This is a genomic window from Nocardiopsis sp. NPDC049922 (assembly GCF_040660275.1).
GTDB lineage: Bacteria > Actinomycetota > Actinomycetes > Streptosporangiales > Streptosporangiaceae > Nocardiopsis.
On record NZ_JBFAME010000006.1, the window covers coordinates 289,197 to 310,974 of the forward strand.

The 21,778-nt window shown below is 73.0% G+C and carries 18 protein-coding genes; 1 reads left to right on the top strand and 17 read right to left on the bottom strand.

Annotation, left to right across the window (positions count from 1 at the left end; all coding sequences use genetic code 11):
• Positions 1 to 14 precede the first annotated feature (14 nt).
• From AB0I72_RS14175 to AB0I72_RS14255, 17 genes are all read right to left on the bottom strand, one after another.
• The gene (locus AB0I72_RS14175) at positions 15 to 905 is read right to left on the bottom strand and encodes an alpha/beta hydrolase fold domain-containing protein (RefSeq protein WP_358567348.1); all 891 of its coding nucleotides are present in this window, start codon (positions 903 to 905) and stop codon (positions 15 to 17) included.
• Positions 906 to 971: 66 nt separating this feature from the next.
• Positions 972 to 1,787 (bottom strand): endo alpha-1,4 polygalactosaminidase, encoded by an 816-nt coding sequence (locus AB0I72_RS14180; RefSeq protein WP_358567351.1) that lies wholly within the window; start codon positions 1,785 to 1,787, stop codon positions 972 to 974.
• Complete coding sequence (proB, locus tag AB0I72_RS14185) at positions 1,784 to 2,941, bottom strand: glutamate 5-kinase (RefSeq protein WP_358567353.1); 1,158 nt, start codon at positions 2,939 to 2,941, stop codon at positions 1,784 to 1,786. Before proB ends, AB0I72_RS14180 begins: the two co-directional genes overlap by 4 nt.
• 95 nt (positions 2,942 to 3,036) lie before the next feature.
• On the bottom strand, positions 3,037 to 4,401 hold the full coding sequence (gene obgE / locus AB0I72_RS14190; RefSeq protein WP_358567356.1) for a GTPase ObgE: 1,365 nt from the start codon (positions 4,399 to 4,401) through the stop codon (positions 3,037 to 3,039).
• Between the two features lie 130 nt (positions 4,402 to 4,531).
• Complete coding sequence (rpmA, locus tag AB0I72_RS14195) at positions 4,532 to 4,792, bottom strand: 50S ribosomal protein L27 (RefSeq protein WP_358567359.1); 261 nt, start codon at positions 4,790 to 4,792, stop codon at positions 4,532 to 4,534.
• 13 nt (positions 4,793 to 4,805) lie between these two features.
• The gene (rplU, locus tag AB0I72_RS14200; protein WP_358567625.1) at positions 4,806 to 5,117 is read right to left on the bottom strand and encodes a 50S ribosomal protein L21; all 312 of its coding nucleotides are present in this window, start codon (positions 5,115 to 5,117) and stop codon (positions 4,806 to 4,808) included.
• A gap of 369 nt (positions 5,118 to 5,486) precedes the next feature.
• On the bottom strand, positions 5,487 to 8,351 hold the full coding sequence (locus tag AB0I72_RS14205; protein WP_358567362.1) for an Rne/Rng family ribonuclease: 2,865 nt from the start codon (positions 8,349 to 8,351) through the stop codon (positions 5,487 to 5,489).
• Between the two features lie 60 nt (positions 8,352 to 8,411).
• Positions 8,412 to 9,272 (bottom strand): TIGR03936 family radical SAM-associated protein, encoded by an 861-nt coding sequence (locus tag AB0I72_RS14210; protein ID WP_358567365.1) that lies wholly within the window; start codon positions 9,270 to 9,272, stop codon positions 8,412 to 8,414.
• A gap of 497 nt (positions 9,273 to 9,769) precedes the next feature.
• A complete protein-coding gene (locus AB0I72_RS14215) occupies positions 9,770 to 11,710 on the bottom strand; it encodes a TIGR03960 family B12-binding radical SAM protein (RefSeq protein WP_358567368.1) in 1,941 nt (646 codons plus the stop codon).
• A 60-nt stretch (positions 11,711 to 11,770) separates the two neighbouring features.
• Complete coding sequence (gene rodA / locus AB0I72_RS14220; protein WP_358567370.1) at positions 11,771 to 12,946, bottom strand: rod shape-determining protein RodA; 1,176 nt, start codon at positions 12,944 to 12,946, stop codon at positions 11,771 to 11,773.
• Between the two features lie 2 nt (positions 12,947 to 12,948).
• A complete protein-coding gene (gene mrdA / locus AB0I72_RS14225; RefSeq protein ID WP_358567373.1) occupies positions 12,949 to 15,132 on the bottom strand; it encodes a penicillin-binding protein 2 in 2,184 nt (727 codons plus the stop codon).
• 4 nt (positions 15,133 to 15,136) lie between these two features.
• Positions 15,137 to 15,697, bottom strand: a complete 561-nt coding sequence (mreD, locus tag AB0I72_RS14230) for a rod shape-determining protein MreD (RefSeq protein ID WP_358567375.1) — start codon at positions 15,695 to 15,697, stop codon at positions 15,137 to 15,139.
• Positions 15,694 to 16,593, bottom strand: coding sequence for a rod shape-determining protein MreC (mreC, locus tag AB0I72_RS14235; protein WP_358567378.1), 900 nt, complete (start codon positions 16,591 to 16,593; stop codon positions 15,694 to 15,696). Before mreC ends, mreD begins: the two co-directional genes overlap by 4 nt.
• 1 nt (position 16,594) lies before the next feature.
• Positions 16,595 to 17,629, bottom strand: coding sequence for a rod shape-determining protein (locus AB0I72_RS14240; protein ID WP_358567381.1), 1,035 nt, complete (start codon positions 17,627 to 17,629; stop codon positions 16,595 to 16,597).
• Between the two features lie 367 nt (positions 17,630 to 17,996).
• Entirely contained in the window at positions 17,997 to 18,404 is a 408-nt protein-coding gene (gene ndk / locus AB0I72_RS14245; RefSeq protein WP_358567384.1) for a nucleoside-diphosphate kinase, read from the bottom strand.
• A gap of 167 nt (positions 18,405 to 18,571) precedes the next feature.
• Positions 18,572 to 19,000, bottom strand: a complete 429-nt coding sequence (locus tag AB0I72_RS14250; protein ID WP_358567386.1) for a DUF4233 domain-containing protein — start codon at positions 18,998 to 19,000, stop codon at positions 18,572 to 18,574.
• A gap of 30 nt (positions 19,001 to 19,030) precedes the next feature.
• Positions 19,031 to 20,383, bottom strand: coding sequence for a folylpolyglutamate synthase/dihydrofolate synthase family protein (locus tag AB0I72_RS14255; RefSeq protein ID WP_358567389.1), 1,353 nt, complete (start codon positions 20,381 to 20,383; stop codon positions 19,031 to 19,033).
• Positions 20,384 to 20,494: 111 nt separating this feature from the next.
• Here AB0I72_RS14255 and AB0I72_RS14260 point away from each other — a divergent pair, with 111 nt between their 5' ends.
• Positions 20,495 to 21,748 (top strand): hypothetical protein, encoded by a 1,254-nt coding sequence (locus AB0I72_RS14260; protein WP_358567392.1) that lies wholly within the window; start codon positions 20,495 to 20,497, stop codon positions 21,746 to 21,748.
• Positions 21,749 to 21,778: the final 30 nt, after the last annotated feature.

The following is a 21,778-nucleotide window of genomic DNA, read 5'->3' on the forward strand; positions in this document are numbered from 1 at the left end:
CGCATCCTAGGCCGTCAGCGCATTCCCCGCAGGGCGGCGGTGATCCGGCGGCGGGCCCGGCGCCCCTCCGGGGTGGGGGTCAGGGGGTGGACGTGGATCGCCCCGACCGCCTCGTCGAGCCGTACGCGCGTCCCGGCCGCGAGCAGCGCGTCGTGCAGCCGCAGGACGTCGCCGTGGAACAGGTCGCGGGTGCCGATGTACAGGTCGGTCGGCGGCAGCCCGGCCATCGGGCCGTTGACCGGGCTGATCCGCGGGTGGTCCAGGTCGTCCCCGCCCGCCCAGGCCCGCGCCGACTCCAGCAGGGCGACGGGGCTGAGCATGGGGTCGACCGCCGCCACCGCGGGGATGGACGGGTGGGTCAGGGTGGCGTCGACCCACGGCGAGACGAGCACCAGCCGGGCGGGGAGGGGCAGGCCGGTCTCGGGGAGCGACTGGGCGAGGGCGAGCGCCAGCCCGGCCCCGGCGGAGTCGCCCGCGAACCCGATCCGCTCCGGCGCCAGGTCGTCGAGCAGCCTCCGGTGGACCTCGGTGAGGAACGGGAACGCCGCCCGGTGCGTGTGCCGGGGCGCCAGCCCGTAGACCGGGACCTCCACCCGGCAGCCCGCGTCGGCGATCCGCGAGACCAGCGCCCAGTGCGCGGGGCCGATCTCGCCGACGTAGGAGCCGCCGTGCAGGTACACCACGGCTCGCTCGGGGTCGGCGGCCCTCCGTGGGCGGACGGTGTACACGGGGAACCCGCCGACCTCCCCCCGGGTGACCCCGTGCCGGCGGACGACCCACCCGGGCGGCGCCGGGTCGGCCTTGGCCCGCGCGATCCGCCTCCGGGCGCCCTCGACGGTCTCGACCGGACGCCTGCGGGTCGGTCGGAGGACGCCCGCGAGCACGCGGACGGCCAGACTCGCCATGTCGCCTCCCTCTCCGTGGGCGGGTATGACCCCGGGGAACCCTCGCACGGATCCCCCGGCAGCGGGTCAGCAGGTCTCGAAGAGGTACCCGGGCTCGTCGGGGGCGACCAGGTCGCGGTCGCGCAGGATCGTGTCGGCGGGGGTGTCCGGGTCGGCGCACGCCTCCTCGAAGGGGACCTCCAGCGTGTCCGGGTACTCGACGGCGAGGACGGCGTCGCCGTACACGTCCGTGTAGGCGGCGCACTCGTCGTAGGCCACGCACTCCTCGGCGACGGCCAGGTCGAACCCGGCCTCCTCGCGTGCCCGCCCCGCGAGTTCGGCGGCGTTCTTCTGCGCGACGGCCATGCCGTGGGCGTGCGCCTCGTCGGCGAGGTCGGCGGCGAGCGCGAGGGCGTCGTCGGCGGTGAGCGCGCCGTCGGAGCGGGTGTGGGAGTCCAGGTTGTCGAACTCCACCGCGTCGAAGCCCCGCTCCGCGCAGTCCTCGACGGTCGCGCCGACGATCCCGGCGATCCGCGCCCTCCGCTCCCCGGTGGACACGTCCAGCAGGATCTCGTCCGGCCAGTCGGGGTCGACGACGAACTCGCCGTCCTCGTCGCTCAGCAGCAGGTCCGGGTGCTCGGACACCCACGTGTCCCGCTCCTGCGGCTGGGTCTGGAACCCGTTGACGTAACAGACCGAGTACAGGTCCGGGGCAGGCTCGGCGGTGGCGTCGCGCACCACGGCCACCACGCCGGAGGGCGGCTCGTAGGCGCCGCCGAGCTGGTAGTCGAAGACTCCCGCGGGCGGCGGCTCCGCCCCGTCGGACTCACCCGCCGCGCACCCGGCGCCCAGGACGGCCACGACGACGGCGGATCCCAGGGCCCGGCCGCCGTGCCGCGTCACAGCACCACGAGGTCGTCGCGATGCACCAGCTCCCGCTCGTAGGAGGGGCCCATCTCCCGAGCCAACCACCGTGTCGACCTGCCCATCATGTCGGGAACCTCGGACGCGTCGTAGTTGACCAGTCCGCGCGCGACCACGGTACCGCGCTCGTCGCGCAGGTCGACCGGGTCCCCGGCGCTGAAGTCGCCGGTCACGCGGACCACTCCGGCGGGCAGCAGCGAGGCCTTCTCGCTCACGACCGCCACGACCGCGCCGGGGTCCAGGACCAGGCTTCCCCGACCGGCGGTCGCGTGGGCCAGCCACAGCTGACGGGTCGAGGGGCGGCGACCCCGCGTCGGGGCGAAGAGCGTGCCCACCCGCTCCCCCGCCAGGGCGGCGCGCGCGTTGGCGGCCGAGGTCAGCACCGTCTGCACCCCCGCTTCGGTGGCGATCCGGGCCGACTCGACCTTGGTCACCATGCCGCCGGTGCCCACGCCCCGCTTGCCGCTGCTGCCGATGTCGACGCCGTCCAGGTCCTCGGGACCGCGCACGAGATCCACCACGGAGGTGGACGGGTCGGAGGGGTTGCCGTCGTACAGGGCGTCCACGTCGGAGAGCAGGACGAGCGCGTCGGCGCGCATGAGGTGGGCGACCAGGGCGGCCAGGCGGTCGTTGTCGCCGAACCGGATCTCGTGGGTGGCCACGGTGTCGTTCTCGTTGACGATCGGCACCGCCCCGATGTCCAGTAGACGGCGCAGTGTGCGCTGCGCGTTGCGGTGCTGCACCCGCCGCATCATGTCCTCCACCGTGAGCAGGACCTGGGCGGCGTTCAGGCCGTGCCCGGCCAGCTCGGCGGTGTAGGACGCCAGCAGCAGGCCCTGACCGACGCTGGCGGCGGCCTGCTGGGAGGCCAGATCGCGCGGGCGCCGGGTCAGGCCGAGCGGGGTCATCCCGGCGGCGACGGCGCCGGAGGAGACCAGGATGACCTCCTGCCCGAGCGCGCGTCGGGCCGCCAGGACCTCGACGAGGTCGCGGATGCGGCCGGAGTCGATCCGGCCCTCGGGGGTCGTCAGCGACGACGACCCCACCTTGACCACGACCCGCCGCGCGGTCGCCACCGCCTTGCGGCCCGTGGCCTCCAGTTCGTCGATGTGTTCGGTTCCCAAGGTGTCCACCGGGGGCTCTCCATCCGTGGCACGGCTCCAGGTTCGGTCGCCGTGCGCGTACCTGAGTGTGGTCCGGCTGGTGTGGAACGGTGTCCCCGCGCGGGTCAGCCCAGCCGGGCGTCGGTGCCGCGCGGGCCGGACGGGACGACCTCGGCGTCGGTCGACGGGTCCCAGTCGAAGACCACGGAGTCCTCCTCGGTGCCGATGTGCACCTCGGCGCCCTCGGTGGCGCCGGCCTTGGCCAGTTCCTCCTCGATGCCGAGGCGGTTGAGCCGCTCGGCGAGGTAGCCGACGGCCTCGTCGTTGGCGAAGTCGGTCTGGCGGACCCAGCGCGCGGGCTTGTCGCCGCGCACGCGGAAGGCGTTGCCGCCCAGCGGGACGACCTCGAACGGGGTCTCGCCGATCATCTTGGGCCGGATCACGACGCGGGTGGGCTCGACGGGCGGGGCGGCGGCGCGCGCGGCGGCCACCTGCTCCCCCAGGGCGAAGGACAGTCCGCGCAGGCCCTCGCGAGAGGCGGCGGAGACCTCCAGGACGCGGTACCCGCGCTCGACCAGCATCGGGGTGACCAGCTCGGCGAGTTCGCGGGCCTCGGGCACGTCCACCTTGTTCAACGCGACGATGCGCGGACGGTCGGACAGGTCGACGCCGGCGCGCTCACCGTAGGCGGACAGCTCCGCCTCCAGCGCCTCCAGGTCGCTGAGCGGGTCGCGGCCGGGCTCGTAGGTGGCGCAGTCGAGCACGTGCAGCAGCGTGGAGCAGCGCTCGATGTGGCGCAGGAACTCCAGGCCCAGGCCCTTGCCGTCGCTCGCGCCGGGGATGAGGCCGGGCACGTCGGCGATCACGTACTGGACGGCGCCCGCCTCGACCACGCCGAGGTTGGGGATGAGGGTGGTGAAGGGGTAGTCGGCGATCTTGGGCCGGGCCGCGGACAGCGCGGCGATCAGCGACGACTTGCCCGCGCTGGGGAAGCCCACCAGGCCGACGTCGGCGATGGTCTTCATCTCCAGGCGCACGTCGAAGGCCTCGCCCTCCTCGCCCTTGAGGGCGAAGCCGGGCGCCTTGCGCTTCTTGTTGGCCAGGGCGGCGTTGCCGAGTCCCCCGCTGCCGCCCTTGGCCAGGACCAGACGGGTCCCGTGGCCGACCAGGTCGGCGATGACCTCGCCGTCCGTCCGGGTGACCACGGTGCCGTCGGGAACCGTGAGCACGAGGTCCCCGCCGTTGGCCCCGGCGCGGTGACCGCCCTGCCCGGGGGTGCCGTTCTGGGCGGTGCGGTGGGGGCGGCGCTGGTAGTCCAGCAGCGTGGCGGTCTGGGCGTCGACCTCCAGGACGACGTCACCGCCGCGGCCTCCGTTGCCGCCGTCCGGTCCGCCCAGCGGCTTGAACTTCTCACGGTGCACGGAGGCACAGCCATGCCCGCCGTTCCCGGCCTTGACGTGCAAGACCGCCTCGTCGACGAAGTCAGGCATAGCTCTCCCCGTTACTCGTGCGGGCCCACCCCAGGAGGGTCACCGCGAACCACACGCGTCAACCAGTGACAACGCGAGGGGCGGGCCAGTGTTCCCTGGCCCGCCCCGAAAACCCCAACGTCCGCGCGACCTACTCGGCGGCGGCGGGGACGATGTTCACGGCCTTGCGGCCGCGGTAGTTGCCGAACTTGACCTCGCCGGCGACCAGGGCGAACAGGGTGTCGTCGCCGCCGCGGCCGACGTTCTCGCCCGGGTGGAACTTGGTGCCGCGCTGGCGGATCAGGATCTCGCCGGCCGAAACGGTCTGACCGCCGAAGCGCTTGACACCAAGCCGCTTGGCGTTGGAGTCGCGACCGTTACGGCTGGACGAAGCGCCCTTCTTGTGTGCCATCTCTCCAGGCCTCCTACTTCGCCGCGATGCCGGTGACGCGCACCTGGGTGTGCTTCTGGCGGTGACCCATGCGCTTCTTGTAACCGGTCTTGTTCTTGTACTTCAGGATGTTGATCTTGGGACCAGCGGTCTCACCGAGAACCTCGGCGGTGACCGTGTACCCGCTCAGCTTGTCGGCCTCGCTGATGACGTCGTCACCGTCGACGACAAGGATGGGCTGCCAGGTCAGGGTGGCGCCGGCCTCCTCGGAGACCCTGTCGATGTTCAGGACGTCATCGACGGACACCTTCTCCTGTCGGCCGCCCGCTCGCACGATCGCGTACACCGGGTAACTCTCTTCCTGCTCGCTCAACGAATAATGCACTCACTGGGACCATTCCCGGGGGAAATCCAGGCCCGCTCGCGCGGGGCCCCCGGGTCAGCCCTGCCTGTGCCAGGCCAGGCTGTGAAGGGGCCGCTCCCACCGAGGTGGGAAGAAGCCTCGTTCCACGATCCACTGATCGCCTGTAGCGGGGCGCGGGGATCTGAGGGAAACAAACCCTGCGTGGAGAGCACTTCGGTGTCCGGGCGCGGGCTCACACGGAGCGCGCCGACGCACCGCCCATCAGATTACCACCGACCCGCCGCGTGGCAGTACACGCGCCGCGTCCGCCCCCCCCCGGGAGCGACCCACGGGGACGGACGCGGCGGGTGGCTAACCGGCCTCCACCGCGGTCGGCGGGGTGGCCGCCGCCTTGGTGCGCCGGGTCCGACGGCGCTTGGGCCGTTCGGCGGTCTCCTCCTCGGCGGCGGGCGCCTCGGCCTCCGGGGCGGCCTCCTCGGCCGGAGCCTCGGCGGCCGCGGCGCGGGCGGTCCGGCGCGTGGTGGCGCGCCGGGTCCGGGTCTTCCTGGCCGGAGCCTCGGACTCCGGCTCGGCGGGCGCCTCGGCCTCGGGCGTCTCGGCCCGCTCCTCGGCCGGAGCCTCGGCGGGCGCCTCCTCGGCGGCGGACGCGGCCTCGGCGGTCGGCTCCTCGGCCGGCTCGGCGGCCTTGCGGGCGCGCGAGGTCCGCTTCCGGGTCCGCTTGGCGGGCTTCTCCGCCGTCTCGGCCGCCTCCTCGGCGACGGGCGCGGGCTCGGCCTCGACGGGTTCGGCCTTCGCGGCCTTCTTCTCCGCCTTCTCCGCCTTCGCCGTCTTCTCCGGCTGCTCGGCCTTCTCCGCGGGCTGTTCCGCCTCGCCCTTGCCCTTCTTCTTCTTGCGACCGCCGTTGCCGCCCTTGCCCTCCACCGGCTCGGTGGACAGCAGCAGACCGCGGCCGCTGCAGTGGTCGCAGGTGTGCGAGAAGGCCTCCAGGAGCCCCTGGCCGACCCGCTTGCGCGTCATCTGCACCAGACCCAGCGAGGTGACCTCGGCCACCTGGTGCTTGGTGCGGTCGCGCGACAGGCATTCCAGCATGCGGCGCAGCACGAGGTCGCGGTTGGACTCCAGCACCATGTCGATGAAGTCGATCACGATGATGCCGCCGATGTCGCGCAACCGGAGCTGGCGGACGATCTCCTCGGCCGCCTCCAGGTTGTTCTTGGTGACGGTCTCCTCGAGGTTGCCGCCCTGACCGGTGAACTTGCCGGTGTTGACGTCGACCACGGTCATCGCCTCGGTGCGGTCGATGATCAGCGACCCGCCGCTGGGCAGCCACACCTTGCGTTCGAGGGCCTTGTTGATCTGCTCGTCGATCCGGTACGCGGCGAAGACGTCGCGGTCCTCGGTCCAGTGCGACAGCCGCTCCGACAGGTTCGGCGCCACGTAGTCCACGTACTCGTGGACGGTGTCCCACGCCTCCTGGCCGGCGACCACCAGGCTGGAGAAGTCCTCGTTGAACACGTCGCGCACGACCCGCACGGTCAGGTCGGGCTCGCTGTTGAGCAGCGACGGGGCGTTCGCCGACTTCGACTTGCGCTTGATGGACTCCCACTGGTTGGCCAGACGCGAGATGTCGCGCTCCAGCTCCTCCTCGCTGGCCCCCTCCGCGGCGGTGCGCACGATCACGCCCGCGCCGGACGGCATGACCTTCTTGAGGATCTGCTTGAGCCGCGCGCGCTCCTTGTCGGGGAGCTTGCGGCTGATCCCGGTCATCGACCCGCCCGGCACGTACACCAGGTAGCGGCCGGGGAGGCTGATCTGGCTGGTCAGCCGGGCGCCCTTGTGCGCGATCGGGTCCTTGGTGACCTGCACCAGGACCGACTGGCCGGACTTGAGGACCGACTCGATGCGCTTGGGCTGCCCGTCCAGGCCGAAGGAGTCCCAGTTGACCTCGCCCGCGTACAGGACGGCGTTGCGGCCCTTGCCGATGTCGACGAAGGCGGCCTCCATGGACGGCAGGACGTTCTGCACCCGGCCCAGGTAGACGTTGCCCACGTAGGAGCGGTGGGTGGACCGGTCGACGTAGTGCTCGACGAGGACGTCGTCCTCCAGCACCGCGATCTGGGTGCGGTCGCCGTTGCGGCGGATCACGAGGTCGCGCTTGACGGACTCGCGGCGGGCCAGGAACTCCGACTCGGTGACGATCGGCGCGCGGCGGCGGCCCTGCTCGCGCCCCTCGCGGCGGCGCTGCTTCTTGGCCTCCAGCCGGGTGGAGCCGCGGACCGCCTGGACCTCGTCCTCGATCGGCTTCTCCGGGCGCGGCTCGCGCACCTTGACCACGGTGTTGGGCGGGTCGTCGGTGGTGGCGGCCTCGCCGGCCGTCCCGGCCCTGCGGCGCCGGCGGCGGCGCCGACGGCTGCCGCGCTCGCCCTCCTCGGCGGGGGCCTGCTCGGGGGCGGCCTCGGCGGCCTCCTCCCTCTCCTCGTCCGCCTCGCGAGCGCGCTCCTCGTCGGCGCGCGACTCGGGCTCGGCGGTCTCGGCGGCGGTCTCCTCGCCGGTGCGCGAGCGGCCCCGGCCCCGGCCGCCGCGGCGGCGGCGACGGCGGCTCGGCCGCTCCTCGGCGGTCGTGTCCTCCGCCTGGACGCCGGTCTCCTCGGCGGTCTCCTCGTCCTCCTCCTCGGCGGCCTCGGCCTCGACCGGCTCGGCGGGCGCGGGAGCGGGTGCGGCCTGCTGGGCGACCGGCGGCTGGAAGAGCATGGCGGGCGACTGGAAGACGGCGGCACCGGAGGCCTCCTCGGTCGCCGCGGGCTCGGGCTCCGCGGGCGGGGAGGCGGGCCGCTCGCTCCGGCCCCCGGCGGCCGGAGCGGGCTCGTCGGCCGACGCGGCGGCCCTGGTGCTCCTGGCCCGCCTGCGCGGCGCCGGGGCCTCCTCGTCGGGGCTGCCGGCCGCGCGCACGGTGCGTCGGCGCGGGGCGGCGCTCACGGAGGTCTTGACCGTTCCCCCCTCGCCGGACCCGGCGAGGGTGGTCCTGGGCTGGGCGGAGGCGGCGGTGTCCTCCGGTTCGGGGGGTGGTCCGGCCGCGCGGCGTGCGCCCTTGGCGGAGCCGGGCGCGGTCACCCGCACCGCGTCGTCCCCCGGAGGGGGCGTCGCCGCCTCGGCGTTGGTTGTTTCAGTTGTACCCGCGGCGCCGTCGGCGCCGTTCGTGGGCTCGTTGTCGAGCATCCGGGCGGTCTCCCGTCAAAGTCCTCGGGCGCGCCGCGACCTCTCGGTCGGCGGCGCGGCTCACGAGAACTGTCGTCGCTGTGTCAGCGCCGGCGGCACCGGGGTGTCGCCGGGGCAAAGTCCTGTGTTCGCGCCCATGGACCCCACCCTGGGGCCGCTCTTGGGCGCCGACGGCCGTGGTGCGTTCTCGCTCCGCTCCAGGTGGTCGTCCGCGAGTCCGGTGCCCACGGTGGTGTGGGCGTCGGGCCGGTCCGCGGTGAGCGGGTCCGCGATCGCACCTGTCGTCTCGTCCAGTGGCCCCTGCGCCAGCCGGGTCATCAACGGTGATGACGGCGGCGCGAGGTCGGCCACGAGTCGCAGGCCGGTCAGCACGTCGTCTGGTCGTACGGCAGGTGTCGTGTGCCGAACGACCATTCGAAGTATGGCATATGTCGCGTGTTGTTCCCCTGGGGCGCGCCCGTCGGGCCCGCCCGCCACGTCGAGTCGGACCACGGCCGGTCGTGCGTCGAACCGGCGTCGGCCCTTCTTCGTCATCCGTTCCACCTCGACACTGTCGGCGGCCAGGAAGGCGCGGGCCGCCGCGGCGGCCGCGTCGGGGTCGACGCCCGCCAGCTCCACCCGCCACGCGGAGGCCTGGAGCCGGTCGGCGAAGCCGGGGCCGCGGGCCTCGACGACCTCGACCACGTCCACGCCCTGGGGCATGGCCGCGTCGATGTCGGCTCTGACCCGCTCGGGGTCGCGTTCCTCCGCCAGGGTGAGTTCGAGGTACTCCGCGTCGCTGGCGACCCCCGTGGGGGCCGCGCCGGTGTAGGAGACCTTCGGATGCGGTGAGAAGCCCTCGGAGAACGCGACCGGTACGTCCGCTCTGCGCAGGGCGCGTTCCAGCGCCCGGGCGACGTCGCGGTGACTGGCGAACCTCATCCGGCCCCGCTTGGCGTAGCGGACGCGGAGCCGTTGACCGGGTCTGGTGGTGGAGGGTGAGGTGGTGCCCTCGGATGCGGGGGGCAGCTCAACTCCTTTCCTCGTGCCCCCGGTGGGGTCGGCGTGCGACCTGAAGGGGCTGTTCCTCAGTCCTGTTCAGCGTACGGTGCGCCGCGGTGCACATGCGCCAACAGGACCACGCATACCGGTACCTCCCCCGCTGACCTGCGGTCGAAAAGTCCCGGAGGCGGCCGGGCGGAGTGCGAACCGGCATTCACCACGAGAACACGGGGGCCGCCGAAAAAAATCCGAAGAAAATCCGGATCCGATGGCAACCCCCCGCGTACCCCGCGAGTCCTACTACACGTACGGCCCGGCGCGAGCGGGGCGCCGGGCCGTACTTCCTTCTCTTCCGGGCGGCTCCCCCACGGGGTCGAGCGCCCGGAGCGCGCATCCTACTGGAGAGTCACCCCCTGTGGCCAGAGTGCCCCCCGTTGTCACCTCTTCACGGAGAGCGGGAGCGACGGCCGCCCGTCGGCCGGGGCGTTGATCTGGATCTCGGTCCCCATGCTCGGGCACACACCGCAGTCGTAGCAGGGGTTCCACCGGCAGTCGTCGACCTCCACCGACTCCTCGCCGTGCAGCGAGTCCTGCCAGTCCTGCCACAGCCACGACCGGTCCAGGCCCGCGTCGAGGTGGTCCCAGGGCAGCACCTCGTCCTCGCGGCGCTCGCGCGTGGTGAACCAGTCCAGGTCGACCGGTGTGTCCGCCAGCGCGGTCTCCGCGGCCTTCGCCCAGCGGTCGTAGGAGAAGTGCTCGCTCCAGCCGTCGAACCGGCCGCCCGCGCGCCACGCCTCCTCCACGACCCGTCCCACCCGGCGGTCGCCGCGCGAGAGCAGGCCCTCGATGATCGACGGCCGCCCCTCGTGGTAGCGCAGCCCGACGGCCTTCCCGTACCGGCGGTCGCCGCGCAGCCGGTCGCGCAGCTTCCGCAGCCGGGCGTCCACCACCTCGTGCGGCGTCTGGGCCGCCCACTGGAACGGCGTCTGCGGCTTGGGCACGAACCCGCCGATGGAGACCGTGCACCGGATGTCCTTGCGCCCGGTCACCTCGCGTCCCGTGCGGATCACCTCGGCGGCCAGGTCGGCGATGGCCAGGACGTCCTCGTCCTCCTCGGTGGGCAGCCCGCACATGAAGTACAGCTTCACCTGCCGCCACCCGGCCGCGTAGGCCGCCGTCACCGTGCGGATCAGGTCCTCCTCGGTGACCATCTTGTTGATCACCCGGCGCATCCGTTCGCTGCCGCCCTCGGGGGCGAAGGTCAGCCCCGACCGACGCCCGTTGCGGGTCAGCTCGTCGGCCAGGTCGATGTTGAACGCGTCCACGCGCGTCGACGGCAGCGACAGCCCCGTGTTGGTGCCCTCGTAGCGGTCGGCCAGCCCCTTGGCGATGTCGCCGATCTGGCTGTGGTCGGCGCTCGACAGCGACAGCAGGCCCACCTCCTGGAACCCGGTCGCCCTGACCCCCTCGTCGACCATCCTCGTGACGGTCTCCCGGCTGCGCTCGCGCACCGGCCGGGTGATCATCCCCGCCTGGCAGAACCGGCAGCCCCGGGTGCAGCCGCGGAAGATCTCCACGCTGTAGCGCTCGTGCACGGACTCGGCGGTCGGCACGATCGGCCGCTTCGGGTAGGGCCACCGGTCCAGGTCCGTCACGGTGTGCTTGTGGACCGTGCCCGGCACGCCCGGGCGGTTGGGCGTGTACGCGGCGATCCTTCCGTCGTCGTGGTAGGCGACGTCGAAGAAGCGCGGCACGTAGACCCCGCCGGTCGCGGCCAGCCGCAGCAGCAGCGCGTCGCGTCCCCCGGGCTCGCCCTCCTCCTTGAACTCCCGGACGATCTCCGTGACCGCCAGGGCGATCTCCTCGCCGTCCCCCAGCACGACGGCGTCCAGGAAGTCCGCGATCGGCTCGGGGTTGAACGCCGAGTGCCCTCCGGCCAGCACGATCGGGTGCTCCTCGCCCCGGTCGGCCGAACGCGGCGGGACGCCCGCCAGGTCCAGCGCCGTGAGCAGGTTGGTGTACCCCATCTCGCTGGCGAAGCTGACGCCCAGCACGTCGAACGCCGCGAGCGGCCGGTGCGCGTCGACCGTGAAGTGCGGGACGCCGTGTTCCCGCATCAGCGCCTCCAGGTCCGGCCAGACCGCGTAGGCGCGCTCGGCCAGCACCCCCTCGCGCTCGTTGAGGATCTCGTAGAGGATCTGCACGCCCTGGTTGGGCACCCCGACCTCGTAGGCGTCCGGGTACATCAGCGCCCAGCGCACCACCGCCTCGTCCCACTCCTTGACGACCGAGTTGAGTTCGCCCCCGACGTACTGGATGGGCTTGCCCACCCTCGCGAGCAGGGGTTCGAGCCGCGGGAAGACGCTTTCGACGGACATGGTGATGAGGCCTTCGTGGTTGACGTGCGGTTGCTCCAGGTTACCGAGACGGTGCGGCGATCACTCGAACCCGCGGTCCCGCGCGCTGACGCCCAGGACCAGGCCGAGCGCCAGGAGGTTGGCGACGATCGCGGTGCCGCCGTAGGAGACGAACGGCAGCGGCAGCCCGGTCACCGGCATGATCCCCAGCCCCATCCCGATGTTGATGAAGCTCTGGAAGGCGAACCACGTGGCCACCCCCACGCAGAGCAGGCGCGGGTAGGGCTGGTCGCACCCCTGGGCGATGCGCAGGATCCGCCAGAAGACCACGGTGAACAGGACGACCATCGCCCCGGCTCCCACGAACCCGAGCTCCTCCCCCGCCACCGTGAAGATGAAGTCGGTGTGCTGCTCGGGCACGAACCGCCCGTGCGTCTGCTCGCCCTGGAACAGGCCGGTGCCGACGAACCCGCCCGACCCCACCGCGATCAGCGCCTGGGCGGAGTTGTACCCCGCGCCCTGCGGGTCCGCCGAGGGGTCCACCAACGTGGCCAGCCGGTCCAGCTGGTAGGGCTCCAGCAGGTCGAACCACCACACCGCGGCGCCCGCCGCGACCCCGCACGCGAGCATGCCCGCCACCCACGCGATCGGGGCGCCCGACATGGTGAGCACCCCCAGGAAGATGGCGCCGAGCACCAGCGTGGTCCCCAGGTCCGGCTGCAACAGCACCAGGGTGAGCGGCAGCGACAGCACGAGCAGGCCGTACAGCACGTCCCGGGTCATCGGCTTGGTCTCGCCGTCGCGCGGCTCCCCCAGCAGCGTGGCCAGAACGAGCACCAGGCCGACCTTGGCGAGCTCACTGGGCTGGAACTGGAAACCGCCCAGCACGATCCACCCGCGCGACCCGTTGATCACCGCGCCCATCGGCGTGAGCACCAGGACCAGGCCGATCACCGTCGCGCCGTAGACCAGGTGCGCGTAGGCGCGCACGGTCCGGAAGTCGACCGAGGCCACCGCCAGGCACAGTGCCCAGGCGACCGCGAGGTGGGCCAGGTGGCGGCGCACGTGCCCGGTCGCCTCCATCGGACCGCTCCCGTCGCCGGGCAGGGTGGCCGACCACACCAGCATGGTGCCGATCGCGCACAGCGCCAGCGCGGAGCCGACCAGCGTCCAGTCGAGGCGGCGCACCGCCCCCGCGGCGGCCAGGCCGATCCGGGCCCGAGGCGACGGCCCCGGTACGCCCACGTGAGTGCTCATGGTCACCGATCCAGCATGTCGATGGAACCGTCGGGGCGGACCGCGGGCAGGCCCGACCAGGGCCTGCCGCCGGGCAGGGCCGGTTCCGAGCGGACCTCGTCGTCCTCCTCGCCATCCTCCCCCTCGGCGTCCTCGCGCTCCTCGCCCTCCTCGGCCTCGGCCTCCTCGCGGGAGAAGCCGTAGATGCCCTCGTAGATCTCCCGGGCGATCGGCGCGGCCGTGGCGCCACCGGTGCCGCCCTGGGAGACCAGCACGACGATGGCGAACTGCGGGTCGTCGGCGGGCGCGTAGGAGGCGAACCAGGAGGAGACCTGGCGGCCCACCACGTCGGCGCTGCCGGTCTTGCCCGCGATCGACACCTGGTCCTGGGGGAAGTCGCCGAAGGCCCCGCTCGCCGTACCCGCCTTGGGCACCTCCGTGAGCGCGGCCTGGAGGTAGCTCAGGGTCTCGTCGCTCACGGGCAGGCGGTCGGCGACGACGGGCTCGATCTCCTCGACCACCGAGCCGTCGGCGGAGACGAACGCCTTGCCCACGCGCGGCTCGTACCGCGTGCCCCCGTTGGCGATGGCGGCGTAGGCGTTGGCCAGCTGCAGGGGGCTGACCAGCACGTCGCCCTGGCCGATGGCGAAGTTGACCGCCTCGCCCGCGCGCCACTCGAAGCCCTCCACGCAGTGCTCGTGGGCGAGCCGCTTGAGGTAGGCGGCGTGCGACGGGTTGGTCTCGGCCACGTCGGGGTAGCCGTGCTCGGCGCGGCGGCAGTTGGTCTCCCGGTTGGCCTCCCAGAACGTGCGCTTCCACGCGCGGTCCGGGATGCGCCCGCTGGTCTCGTAGGGCAGGTCGATCCCGGTCGGGGCCCCGAAGCCGTAGCCGCGCGCCATGTTCGCCATGGCCTCGTCCGGCTCCCCCTCCGGGTGCAGCCCGCCGTCGCTGAGCCACATCTGGTAGCCGAAGTTGTAGAACACCGTGTTGCAGGACACCACGATCGCCCGGTGCATCGTGATCGACCCGTGGCCCTGCCCGGCGTAGTTGGCGAAGTTCTGGCCGCCGACGTTGATCGACCCGGGGCAGGCGTAGGTGCTGCGCAGCGAGTACCCGCTCTCCGCGGCGGCCGACAGCGACGACACCTTGAACGTCGACCCCGGCGGGTACTGGCCCTGGAGGGCGCGGGACAGCAGCGGCTCGCCCGCCTCCTCGCTGAGCATCTCGTCGAAGGTCTCCTGGTCGATGCCGCCCTGCCAGACGCTGGGGTCGTAGGTCGGCACGCTGGCCATCGCGACCACGCCGCCGGTGCGCACGTCCAGGACGACGGCGGCGCCCGAGTCCGCCTTGTAGCGGGGCCGTGCGGCCGCCATGCCCCGCGCCAGGGCCGCCTCGGCGATCCGCTGGACCTCCAGGTCGAGGTGGGTGACCAGGTGCATCCCGGCCTCGGGCTGGCGGTCGGAGATGACCTCCATGACCTCGCCGTGGTTGTTCACGCCCAGGGTGCGCAGCCCCGCGGTGCCCCGCAGCTCGGAGTCGTAGACCTTCTCCAGGCCGTCGCGCCCCACGTGGTCGATCCCCGTGAACTGCGTCCGCAGCTCCTCACGGGCCTCCAGCTCCTCCTGGGTGACCGGCTGGAGGTAGCCGAGCACCTGCCCGGCCAGTTCACCGCCCGGGTACTCGCGGATCGCGTGCGCCTGGGCGGTGATCCCCGGGAACTCGTCCGAGCGCTCCATGATGTGCAGGGCGATCGGCGCCTCGACGTCCTCGGCGAGGGTCACCGGCTGGTAGGGCGACCCCGGCCAGCAGGGACGCTGGACGTCGGGGCCGCACAGCCGCATCCGCTGCTGGAGGTCCGTCAGGGGGACGCCGAGCACCTCGGACAGGTCGGACAGGACCGCCTCGCCGCCGTCGTCCATGCCCACCAGCTCGTGGTAGTCGGCCGACACGACCAGCTCGGTCCGGTTGGTCACCAGGGGGCGGCCCCGGGCGTCGAGGATCTGCCCCCGGGTCGCGGGGACGACGAGGCGCTGGTGGTGGTTGGAGACCGCGAGTTCGCGGTAGTGCTCCCCCATCGGCACCTGGAGGTACCACATCCGCACGCCCAGCAGGGCGAACAGCGTGATCACCAGGACCTGGGCGAGGACCAGGCCCGCCGTGCCGAGCTTGCGGCCGGGCAGGGAGGGGTCCACGGGTGGCCTGCGCACGCGATCACCACCCTCCCGGGCCCATCGGCCCCTGGACGGTGGCGAACTCGTTCTCCGTGAACGCGTTGCGGATCCACAGCAGGGGCAGCGTGACCAGCGGCGAGACGAGCGTCGTCAGGACCGTGCCGACGCCGACCGCCGTCGCCACCGCGCCCGCCGACACCCGCGGGTCGCCCATCAGCAGGCCGACGGCCGCGTAGCCCAAGCCGACGCCGAGCGAGGTGACCGCGGTGACGACGATCCCCGTCCAGGCCGACGGCGGCGCGCCCACCGCCCCCGGTGAGCCGGTGTTGGCGCGCAGCAGGGCCACCAGGTAGGCGGTCACGCACAGCACGAGCGCGTACCGGCCCACCGCGTGTTCGGCGGGCGGCAGCAGGTCGATCGCCAGTCCGGCCGTGAAGCCCGTGAACGCCGACACGGCGGGGCTGGCGGTCAGGGCCACCGCCGCCAGGGCGGCGACCACGAGGTCGGGTCCCGGGCCCCAGTCGAACGGGATCCGGTTGACGGCGGTGGCCTGGACGAGCACCGCGACGGCCACGATGAGCAGGGTCGCTGCGGATCTCATCGGTTCCCCTCGGATTCGGGTCGGGGCGGAAGGACGGAGTCGCGCGGGTCCTCGGCGGGCCCCGCGACCACCACCCCCACCACGTCGAGCGCGGCGAAGTCGACGGCGGGGGTGAGGCGGGCGAGGCGGCTCAGCGCGCCCGGGGAGGACTGGACCTCCTCGACCATGCCGACGGGGACCCCCGGCACGAAGGGGGCGCCGGCGTGGGAGCCGAGCGTGACCACGCGGTCCCCGGCCTCCACGGGCGCCTCCATGTCGAACAGCTCCAGGGTCAGTTCGGCGTCCGGGCCGCCCGGGACGGTGCCGCCCCGGACGACGCCGATCTTGCGGGTGGCCTCCAGTCGCGCGCCGACGGCGGAGGCGACGTCGGTGGCCAGGACGACCGTGGACGTGGTCGGTCCGACCTCGACGACGCGTCCCACCAGCCCGTGCCCGTTGACCACGGTCATGTCGGGGCGGATGCCGGACTCGGCGCCCGCGTCGAGGGTGACCGTGCGGGCGTAGCCGCGCGCGGTGACGCGGGTGACGGCCTGGGCCGGGACGATCTCGTAGCCGCCGAGCCCGGACAGGTGCAGCAGTTCGGCGAGCTGGTCGGCGCGCTCGTCGTCGTTGCGGGCGGCGACCAGCCGTTCCTGGAGTTCGGCGTTCTCCGCCTCCAGGTCGGCGATGCGCTCGGCGGCGCGCGGGGCCGCGCGCAGGCCGTCGTAGAAGGACACGGCGGGCGCGGCGGCCCAGCCCACTCCGGCGGCGGCGGGGGCGAAGACGTGCTCCCCGGCGGCCCGTCCCGCGGAGGTGACGGGGTCGCCGCCGGGGCGGGAGTCCAGGACGAGGAGGGCGACGGCCGCCGCGACGAGGACCGCCAGGACGAGCCGGGAGCGGGGTGAGTCGCGGAACATGTCAGCGCCGCCGTTCGGGGACCAGGACCTGGTGCAGCCGCTCGTAGTTCTCCACGCAGGTGCCCGAGCCGATGGCCACGGTGTCGAGCGCGTTGTCGGCGATGTGGATGGGCATGCCGGTCTCGTGCAGGAGGCGGTCGTCCAGGCCGCGCAGCAGGGCGCCGCCCCCGGTGACGGCCACCCCCCGATCCATGATGTCGCCGGACAGCTCGGGCGGGCACTTGTCCAGGCTGGTGCGGACCGCGTCGATGATCGCGGTGACCGGCTCCTCGATGGCCTGGCGGACGTCGGTCTCGGACAGGACGATGGTCTTGGGCAGGCCGCTGATGAGGTCGCGCCCACGCACCTCGGCCTGGAGCTCCTCGGCCCCGGTGGGGTAGGCCGAGCCGATCGCCATCTTGAGCTCCTCGGCGGTGCGCTCCCCGATCATCAGGGAGTACTCCTTCTTGACGAAGGTCATGATGGCCTGGTCGAGCTCGTCGCCGCCCACGCGGATGGACTGCGAGGTGACGATGCCGCCCATGGAGATGACCGCGACCTCGGTCGTGCCGCCGCCGATGTCCACGACCATGTTGCCGGTGGGTTCGTGGACGGGGAGCCCGGCGCCGATCGCGGCGGCCATCGGCTCCTCGATGATGTAGACCTTGCGGGCGCCCGCCTGGTACCCGGCCTCCTTGACCGCGCGGTGCTCGACGGAGGTGATGCCGCTGGGGACGGCCACAATGACGCGGGGCTTGGCGAAGTGGCGGCGCCGGTGGATCTTCTGGATGAAGTAGCGCAGCATGCGCTCGGTGATCTCGAAGTCGGCGATGACGCCGTCCTTGAGCGGGCGGATCGCCGTGATGTTGGTCGGCGTCCGGCCGATCATCTGCTTGGCCTCGATGCCCACCGCCACGATCCTGCCGGTGGAGGTGTTGACGGCGACGACCGACGGCTCGTTCAACACGATGCCGCGCCCGCGTACGTACACGAGCGTGTTGGCCGTTCCCAGGTCGACGGCCATGTCCCGGCCGAGAAAAGCAAGATTGTTCGGCATGTAACGTCCTCAGGCGCCGTGTCGGACGCGGTTGACCGGCGCGACCATAGGTAGTCGTTCCGGCACGATAGGTATCCAGCCCCCGTATCGTAACGGACCGCACTTACCGCGTTACGCAAACACACCGAATTGTTGCCCAGGCCCCGGACGAAAGCCGACATGCCCGGCTGCGCAAGGGTTCCCGACCACCGCCCCTCCGCTGGCCGACGACCGCCGAGGGCCCTCGATCCGGGACCGGTGGGCGGCGTCTCCCGTCGAGCCTATCGGCGCGACCCCCCGCTCGCCGGGGATTGGCCGCATCGGGCCCGAACGCGCCGAGCGCCCGGCCCGCGGGTGTTCGCGGACCGGGCGCTCGGCGGGACCGGGCTCAGCCCAGGTCGGGGAAGAACAGCTTGATCTCGCGGTCGGCGGAGTAGGTGGAGTCCGAACCGTGCACGATGTTGGCCTGCACCTCCAGCGCGAAGTCGCCCCGGATGGTGCCGGGAGCGGCGGCGACCGGGTCGGTCGCGCCGGCCAGGGCGCGGAACGCCTCCACTGCGCGCTCGCCCTCGACCACCATGGCCACGAGCGGACCGCCGGTGATGAACTCGACCAGCGAGTCGAAGAACGGGCGCTCGGCGTGCTCCTCGTAGTGCGTCTTCGCGGTCGGGACGTCCAGCGTGCGCAGCTCCATGGCGATCGGCTTCAGACCCTTGCGCTCGATGCGCGAGATGACCTCGCCGACGATGTTGCGGCGGACGCCGTCCGGCTTGATGAGAACGAGAGTGCGCTCCACGGGCGGTACAACTCCTCACTGGATTTCCGCGTGGCACGGGTGGGCGACGACGCCCACGGCCTGCGCCGCACGCGGAGAACGGGGTGGGTGGGTGTCACGGAAGGCACGGCCGCGATCGGGGACGCTCCCCGGGAAGGGGCCGGCCACGTGCCCGGACCCGCGCCACACTACCGCGTCGGAGACTCCGGCGCGGTGCGCACGGCGGCTTCGGTCCGGTCCTGGGCGGTCACCGCGGCGGCATCGGCCTCCGCGGCCTCCTCCGCCGCGGCCCGCGCGGCGTGGGCGGCGCGCGCCCCGTCCACCCGGTGGCCCGTGATCACACCGACCACCCACAGGGAGGCGAACACGACGGAGATCAGCAGCATCCCCGACACCAGGAACGAGGTGGCCAGCATGACCGCCTGGAGCGCCCAGGCCGCGTAGTGGGCCCAGGTGAACCTCTGGAGGGCGCTGAGCACGAGGGCGGCCACGGCCAACCCTCCCCAGACACCGGCGGCCAGACCGACGTCGATGCCCTCCACGTTGATGGCGATGGGGATGGCCAGTCCCAGGATGATGACCTCGAAAGCGAGGACGACAGCGCAGACTACGCGCACGGCGGATTCCCTTCGTGGTGTCGTCCGCCGCTACTCCCCCGCTCCCCGCAGCAGGTGGACGGCGTCACCGGCGGTGACGACCGAACCGGTGACGAGGACTCCGGCTCCGCCGAACTCGGTGCCTTCCTCGGCCAGGCCAACGGCCAGGTCGATGGCGTCGTCGAGTCGGGGAGCCTCGCGTACGCGGTCCTCTCCGAAGATCTCCTGTGCGAGAGCGGACAGCCGCGCCGGTTCGAGGGAACGCGGCGAGGAGTTGCGGGTGACGACGATTTCGTCGAGCAGTGGTTCAAGGGGTTCGAGGATCCCCTCCACGTCCTTGTCGGCCATGATCGCGACCACGCCGACCAGCCGGGAGAAGGTGAAGGCCTCCTCGACGGCGGCGGCGGTGGCGGTCATCCCGGCCGGGTTGTGGGCGGCGTCGGCGATGACGGTCGGGCTGGTGCGCACGACCTCCATCCGGCCCGGGGAGTCGACCCCGGACAGGGCCTCGCCGACGATCGCGGGGTCGAGACCACCGGCGTCGTCGCCGGTGGCGGCGAAGGCCTCCACGGCCGCGATGGCGACGGCGGCGTTGCCGGCCTGGTGGGCGCCGAAGAGAGGCAGGAAGAGCTGTTCGTAGCCGCCGGTCAGTCCCTTGACGGCGACCTGTTGCCCACCGACCGCCACGTCGCGGGCGGTGACGCCGAACTCCAGGCCCTCGCGGGCCACGCGGGCGCCGACCTCGGCGGCGTGGCGGACGAGGACCTCGGCGGCGGGGAGCGGCTGCTGGGCCAGGACAGCGACGGAGTCGGGCTTGATGATGCCCGCCTTCTCCTCCGCGATGCCCTCCAGCGTGTCGGGCAGGTACTCGGTGTGGTCGATCCCGATCGGCGTCACGACGGCGACGTCGGCGTCGACGACGTTGGTGGCGTCCCATCGGCCGCCCATACCGACCTCGACCACGGCCACGTCCACGGGCGTGTCGGCGAAGACCGCGTAGGCCATCGCCGTGAGCAGCTCGAAGAACGACAGCGGCGCGTCGTTCGCCGCGTCCGCCATCTCCACGTACGGCTGGATGTCGTCGAAGGCCTCGACGAACCGCTCCTGGGAGACGGGCTCCCCGTCGACGACGATGCGCTCGCGGACCGTGCGCAGGTGCGGGCTGGTGTAGCGGCCCACGCGCAGGCCCCGCGCGCGCAGCAACGCGTCGATCATGCGGGCGGTGGACGTCTTGCCGTTGGTGCCGGTCACGTGAACGACCCGGAATCCGCGCTGCGGTTCGCCCAGCAGGTCCAACAGGGTGCGGACCCGGTCGAGCCGAGGGTCGATCTCGGACTCGGGCGTACGGGACATGATCTCGGCGGTCACCTCGGCGTAGCGCTCATCGGCGCTCGCGCCGTTCACGGCGTCTCGGTGGTCGGGATGTACACGCCGGTCAGTGTACGCGCCCAGAGGTGGCCGTCATGCCCGCGTTGACGGTCTGCTAACGCGCTCGGCGCGGCGCATACTGAAACCATGGACACCCTTGACCCCTTCTTCACCGAGTGGGCGCGCAAGCGCCCCGGACAGATCCGCAGCCGTCGGCGCGCCCGGCTGCTCATGGAGGCCCTGGACCTGGATCCGGCGTCCGTGCCGGTCCTCGGTGTGGTGGGGTCCAAGGGCAAGGGCAGCACCGCGACCTACGCCGCGGCCGCGCTGTCCGCCGCCGGGCTGCGCACGGTGCTGGCCACCGGGCCGAGCTTCCGGTCCTACCGCGAGCGGGTCCGCGTGGACGGGGTGTCGTTGACGGACGCCGAGTTGGCCGCCCTGGGCGAGCGGATCGAGGCGGCACGGGTACGGCTGCCGTCGGTGGAGGAGACCGGTGGCCACCTGGCGCCGAGCGGGCTGTTCCTCATCGCCGCGCTGCTGCGGGCGCGGGAGGTCGGCGCGGACGTGTGCGTCCTGGAGGCGGGCGCGGGCGGATACCGCGACGAGTTGCGCGTGATCGGTCCGGACGTGGTGGCGCTGGGCAGGGTGTTCGGCGAGCACCTGGGGGTGTTGGGCGACACGATCCCCGAGATCGCCCGGGAGAAGGCCCGGGTCGCGGGCGACCGGACGCGTGCCCTGCTGACCCTGCCCCAGACCGACGAGGTGACGGAGGCGGTGGCGGCCGCCCTGGTCGAGGCCACGGGCGGCCGGGTCGGGGCCGAGACCGTGGACCCGGACGCGGAGGGCGTGGAGCCCCCGGTGCGGCTGCGCCCCGCCGGGCTGTCGGCGGCCTCCGGGGTGCTGGGCACCGCGGCGGCGCTGCGCATGCTGGACGTGCTCGGGCGGCCCCACCCGTCGTCCGAGCGCCTGCACGAGGTGCTGGGCACGGTGCGGCTGCCCGCCCGTCTGTCCCGGCACGCGGTGCCCGGGTCCGACGCGGAGATCGTGGTGGACTCGGCGATCAACCGCGACGGGGTGGCGACGGCGCTGGCGCACGCCCGCGCGCTGTGGGGCGGTGTCGACCACGTCCTGCTCTGCCTGCCCGACCACAAGGACGTGTCCGGCGCGGTCGCGGCGCTCGGGGACGTCCCGGTGACGACGGTCGTGCTGCCCGAGGCCCACCTGCGGTTCGAGCACGTCCTGCCGCCGCACTGGAGGACGATGAAGGCCGAGGACCTGTCCCCCGACACGATCGCGGCGCTGGGCGGACGGCTCCTGGCCATGGGCACGGTCTACTTCACCGGCCGCGTCCTGGAGGCCGTGGACGCGCCCACCGACCGGCTGTTCGGTCCGCTCCGCTGACGCCCCCGGAACGGACGGAGGGGGTCGGGG

What these genes read in the sequence shown, in the direction of transcription:
- AB0I72_RS14175 (WP_358567348.1), bottom strand. Translation starts at nt 905, where the DNA reads ATGGCGAGTCTGGCCGTCCGCGTGCTCGCGGGCGTCCTCCGACCGACC.
- obgE (WP_358567356.1), bottom strand. Translation starts at nt 4,401, where the DNA reads ATGCCTGACTTCGTCGACGAGGCGGTCTTGCACGTCAAGGCCGGGAAC.
- rpmA (WP_358567359.1), bottom strand. Translation starts at nt 4,792, where the DNA reads ATGGCACACAAGAAGGGCGCTTCGTCCAGCCGTAACGGTCGCGACTCC.
- AB0I72_RS14205 (WP_358567362.1), bottom strand. Translation starts at nt 8,351, where the DNA reads ATGCTCGACAACGAGCCCACGAACGGCGCCGACGGCGCCGCGGGTACA.
- AB0I72_RS14210 (WP_358567365.1), bottom strand. Translation starts at nt 9,272, where the DNA reads ATGAGGTTCGCCAGTCACCGCGACGTCGCCCGGGCGCTGGAACGCGCC.
- AB0I72_RS14215 (WP_358567368.1), bottom strand. Translation starts at nt 11,710, where the DNA reads ATGTCCGTCGAAAGCGTCTTCCCGCGGCTCGAACCCCTGCTCGCGAGG.
- rodA (WP_358567370.1), bottom strand. Translation starts at nt 12,946, where the DNA reads ATGAGCACTCACGTGGGCGTACCGGGGCCGTCGCCTCGGGCCCGGATC.
- mreD (WP_358567375.1), bottom strand. Translation starts at nt 15,697, where the DNA reads ATGAGATCCGCAGCGACCCTGCTCATCGTGGCCGTCGCGGTGCTCGTC.
- mreC (WP_358567378.1), bottom strand. Translation starts at nt 16,593, where the DNA reads ATGTTCCGCGACTCACCCCGCTCCCGGCTCGTCCTGGCGGTCCTCGTC.
- AB0I72_RS14240 (WP_358567381.1), bottom strand. Translation starts at nt 17,629, where the DNA reads ATGCCGAACAATCTTGCTTTTCTCGGCCGGGACATGGCCGTCGACCTG.
- AB0I72_RS14260 (WP_358567392.1), top strand. Translation starts at nt 20,495, where the DNA reads ATGGACACCCTTGACCCCTTCTTCACCGAGTGGGCGCGCAAGCGCCCC.